Here is a 4,384-nt window from a genome sequence, read left to right as displayed (position 1 = left end):
TGTGTATAAGAGACAGGCCGACGGCTCGGTGCGGGCCGCGTCCGCCCGGTCACCGGCCCGGCCTGGCCGCCGGCGCCTGGGGCGCCCGGTCTCCCCGAGGTCCTCGACCTCCTCGGCGGCGAGCCCGGCCCGGGTACGGGACGCCTGCGGCAGCACCCCGCGGACGTCCGCGGGGATGGACAGGGCCTCGAACAGGTGGGGGGACGTCGAGTAGGTCTCGACGGGCGTGTCGAAGGCAAGCCCCAGGGCCTGGTTGACCAGCGCCCACCGCGGTATGTCGTCCCAGTCGACGAAGGTCACCGCCACCCCGCTGCCGCCGGCCCGGCCGGTGCGGCCGATGCGGTGCAGATAGACGTTCTCGTCCTCGGGGCACTGGTAGTTGACCACGTGGGTCACCCCGCCGATGTCGATGCCACGGGCGGCGACGTCGGTGGCGACCAGCACATCGATCTTGCCGGACCGGAACGCCCGCAGCGCCTGCTCCCGCTGGCCCTGGGCGATGTCCCCGTGGACGGCCGCCGCGGCGAAGCCACGACCGGTCAGGTCGTCGGCGACCCGGTCGGCGGTGCGGCGGGTCCGGACGAAGACGATGGCCAGCCCCCGGCCCTCGGCCTGCAGGACCCGGGCCAGCACCTCGATCTTGTCCAGCGCGTGCGCGCGGAAGACGTGCTGGCTGATGTCCGGCACCGTGCGGCCCTCGTCGGGGTGCTCCGCGGTGACGTGCACCGGCCGCCGCATGAACCGGCGGGCCAGCGAGATCACCGGCGGCGGCATCGTCGCGGAGAACAGCAGCGTCTGGCGGATGTCCGGAAGCTGGGCGAGGATGCGCTCGACGTCCGGCAGGAAGCCCAGGTCGAGCATTTCGTCGGCCTCGTCGAGGACGAGCATGCGCACCGCCGTCAACACGAGGGCGTTCTGGCGGGCCAGGTCGAGCAGCCGGCCGGGGGTGCCGACGACGATGTCCACACCGGCGCGCAGGCTTGCCAGCTGCGGCTCGTAGGCACGGCCGCCGTAGACCGGCAGCACCCGCAGCCCGCGGCCCGAGCCGGCACGGTCGATGTCGGCGGTGACCTGCAGGCACAGCTCGCGGGTGGGAACGACCACGAGCGCCTGCGGCTGCCCGCTGGCGCCCTCGTCACGGCTGGTCGCCTGCTGCGCGAGCGGGATACCGAAGGCGAGCGTCTTGCCGGTGCCGGTGCGGGCCTGCCCGATGATGTCGGACCCGGCCAGCGCCAGCGGAAGCGTCAGTTCCTGGATGGGGAAGGGGGAGACGATGCCCTTGACGCGCAGGGCCTCGACGATCTCTTCGCGGACGCCGAGGTCGGCGAAGCCGGGCGCCGGTGTCGTGGCCGGTGCCGTCAGGGCTCCCGGCTCGCCGGCGTCCGGGTGTCCCGCGGGATCTGTGGGGTCATCGTGTCGGTGTGTTGTGGTTTCGGCTGAAACGGACAGCGGGATGCTCCTGGTCTGCTAGAGGGCTGGAGACGGCGCGATCGTCCTTCGCTCGCGCCATCGAGGCCCAGGTCCCCGAGTCGCTATGAGCGGGATCCGACGCTGCACCCGCTCACGACATCTACCGGCGGGGTCCGCTGACCCGGAGTGGGGCGACGCCCGCGCGGGCCGGAAGTGGTCTTGGCAGCTCCCGGCTAATGATGAGGATAACCTGTGGGCTGCTCTCCGAGACATGTTCCGACACGATGACCTTCGGCAGGGTGCCGCGGCCCATTCCGTCAGATGCCGCAAGTGCCTGTGCCGTAAGGCGTCCTGGTCCTGCTTCCGGTCGGTGTATATCGGGCGGTTCGCCATGAGGACGATGCTGAGGTGATCCGATATGACGGACGGTACGGGTACCGGCCGGGCCGGCTTTCCGGCGCCGTCGACCGACGGGGACGGCGTGACCGGTGAGGCCGGCGGCTCCGACGCGGCGCGCGGCCCTGACCCGGAGGGCCGAAAACAGCCCGATCATGATTCGGCCGTCCCGGGAGGCCGGGCCCACGAGGCGGCCACCGCCGCGCCCGAGCCGCACCGTGACGTCCGGGCCCGTGACGTTCAGGCTCATGACGTTCAGGCTCATGACGTTCAGGCCCGTGATGCCCAGAATTCTGGCGCCGTCCGCGCGGGCGTGCCGGACGTCGCTGTCGTGGATCTGCTGGGGCTGCTCGCCTTCGGCGAACTGACCGCGTTCGAGCGGCTTGCCACGGACGCGCGGATGGCTCCCACCCTGACCGACAAGATCGCGCTGGCCGGCATTGCGGCCGCCGAGTTCGCGCACTTCGAGGAGGTCCGCGCCTACCTGCTGCGGGTGGGGGTCGACCCGGTGCGGGCCATGGAGCCGTTCGTGTCACCGCTGACGAACTTCCACAACCTCACCGCGCCCGCCGACTGGCTGGAAAGCCTGGTCAAGGTGTACGTCGGGGACAGCATCGCCGCGGACTTCTACCGTGAGATCGCCACCGTGCTCGATCCCGACGTGCGCGCGCTGGTCCTCGACGTCCTCGCCGACACCGGCCATGCCGCGTTCGCCGTGGGGCGGGTCCGGGCGGTGGTCGAGGCCGACCCGGCCGTGGCCGGCCGGCTCGCGCTGTGGGCCCGGCGGCTGATGGGGGAGGCACTGACCGAGGCGCAGCGGGTCGCGGTGGAGCGCAGCGCGCTCGCCGCCCTGCTGGACGGGATAGGCGACCTGACGGCGTTGGCGGAGCTGTTCAACCGGATCACCCTCGCGCACACGGCACGGATGGACGCGCTCGGGCTGTCGACCTGAGACGGCCCAGCCGGAAGCCGGGCCCGCGACCTGAGACGGCCCCGGCCGGGAGCCGGGCCCGCGACCTGGGACGCCCCGGCTACCCGGGCCGGGGCGGTCGAAACCGGCCCGCCCCGGCCCGGGTAGCCGGCATTCGGCTGCCTTCTGTGTTTCTCCGGATGCTCCGGGTTACCGGAGGGCGTCGTCGCCGTCAGAGCGCGCCGAAACCGACCCGGCGTGTCTCGGCTTCGGCGATCTCGACGTAGGCCAGCTTCCCGATCGGGATGACGACCCGCCGGCCCTTCTCGTCCACGAGCGTGAGCAGCCCCAGATCCGACCTGATCGCGTCGGTGACCGCCTGGGCCACGTCGTCCGGCGACTGGCCGCTCTCAATGATCAGTTCGCGCCCGACGTTCTGGATCCCGATCTTGACCTCCACCAGTGGTGACCTCCGTGTTCGTCAGGTGTGCCGTCCAGGTTCCTGGCGACGTCCGGCGGCGGGAGAGGAGCGAGGGTCTCGCCGTCTTCGGCCGGCTAGGTCACCATAGGGCCTACGGCGCGGGGTGTGGGACGTGGCCGGGCCATGTTCGCTGGAGGCGTCAGGGCCCGCTGGAGGCGTCACCGCCGCTGGCGGTTTCCCGGGGTGGCTCCCGGGGGGGTGCCGGGTCGGCGCCGGCGGGAGTGCGGCGCGGGTATCCGGCGAGTCCCCGCCAGGCCAGCTCGACCATGGTCGCGACGGCCTGTTCCTTCGAGACCGCCTCGCCGGTGACCAGCCACCAGCGGGCGCCGGTCTCGGCGAGGCCCACCAGCCCGATCGAGAGCAGCTCGGCCTCGGCCGGGCCGACGCCGGTGTCCGCGGCGATGACGTCCGCGATGGCGTTGGCGCACTCGGTGAAACTGTTCTCCACCCGCTTGCGGACGGCGGGCTCGCTGCGCAGGTCGGACTCGAGAACGAGCTGGTAGGCGCCGCTGGGATCGTCGACGAAGTCGAAGTAGGCCGCGATCGACCGGGCGATCCGGGTGTGGTTGTCGGTGGTGGACGCGAGTGCCCGCTGCACACTGGAGACGAGGGCATGGGCCTGCTCGTCCAACAGCGCCAGGTAGAGCTCGAGCTTTCCGGGAAAGTGCTGGTAGAGGACGGGCTTGCTGACGCCCGCGCGTTCGGCGATCTCGTCCATCGCCGCGGCGTGATAGCCCTGGGCAACGAAAACTTCACGAGCCGCTCCCAGCAGCTGGAAGCGGCGAGCGGTGCGCGGCAGCCGGGCGGTCTTGCCTGAACGCGGTTGCGGCGCGGCCGGCTCGGCGCTCACCGGCGCACCTCCTTTGATCGGCCGAGCCTCGGTGCCGGCTCGGCGGCTGCCCGTGCCGGGCATGGTGCCCGTCCGGATACCCGGGCTGGGCGTCGCGCCCGGTCGGGACCCGACCCGTGGTGCTTTGTCATGTTATGTGAACACAAGAGGAGCACATCGGATCCGGGCGGAATCCGGGTGCTCACGGATGTGGATACCCGACGGGGGCGAACCCGCTGGTGGCTCACCGTACCTTTCCTGCCGGCCCCCGTCCCGACTGATCCCGTCCTGGCGGATTCCCGTACCTGCCCGAGGGGCCGCGGGCGGACCGGTCACCGGTCTCCCGTGCGGACGTGCC

4 protein-coding genes are annotated in these 4,384 nt (G+C 72.0%); 1 reads left to right on the top strand and 3 read right to left on the bottom strand.

Annotated features, from left to right (window positions below):
• Positions 1-1,449: DEAD/DEAH box helicase (locus NBW84_RS21705; protein ID WP_445548804.1), on the bottom strand; the 1,449-nt coding region annotated here is incomplete at its 3' end.
• Between the two features lie 670 nt (positions 1,450-2,119).
• On the opposite strand from NBW84_RS21705, the gene NBW84_RS21700 reads away from it, so the two are divergent.
• A complete protein-coding gene (locus NBW84_RS21700; protein ID WP_250286912.1) occupies positions 2,120-2,758 on the top strand; it encodes a ferritin-like fold-containing protein in 639 nt (212 codons plus the stop codon).
• Between the two features lie 190 nt (positions 2,759-2,948).
• On the opposite strand, the gene NBW84_RS21695 is transcribed toward NBW84_RS21700, so the two are convergent.
• Together NBW84_RS21695 and NBW84_RS21690 are read right to left on the bottom strand one after the other, a co-directional pair.
• Complete coding sequence (locus NBW84_RS21695) at positions 2,949-3,176, bottom strand: DUF3107 domain-containing protein (protein WP_250286910.1); 228 nt, start codon at positions 3,174-3,176, stop codon at positions 2,949-2,951.
• Positions 3,177-3,336: 160 nt separating this feature from the next.
• A complete protein-coding gene (locus NBW84_RS21690) occupies positions 3,337-4,047 on the bottom strand; it encodes a TetR/AcrR family transcriptional regulator (RefSeq protein WP_250286908.1) in 711 nt (236 codons plus the stop codon).
• Between the last annotated feature and the right edge of the window lie 337 nt (positions 4,048-4,384).

The sequence above is a fragment of the Protofrankia sp. CiP1_Cm_nod2 genome, assembly GCF_920664355.1.
GTDB lineage: Bacteria > Actinomycetota > Actinomycetes > Frankiales > Frankiaceae > Protofrankia.
This window is presented reverse-complemented; position numbering and strand designations above follow the sequence as displayed.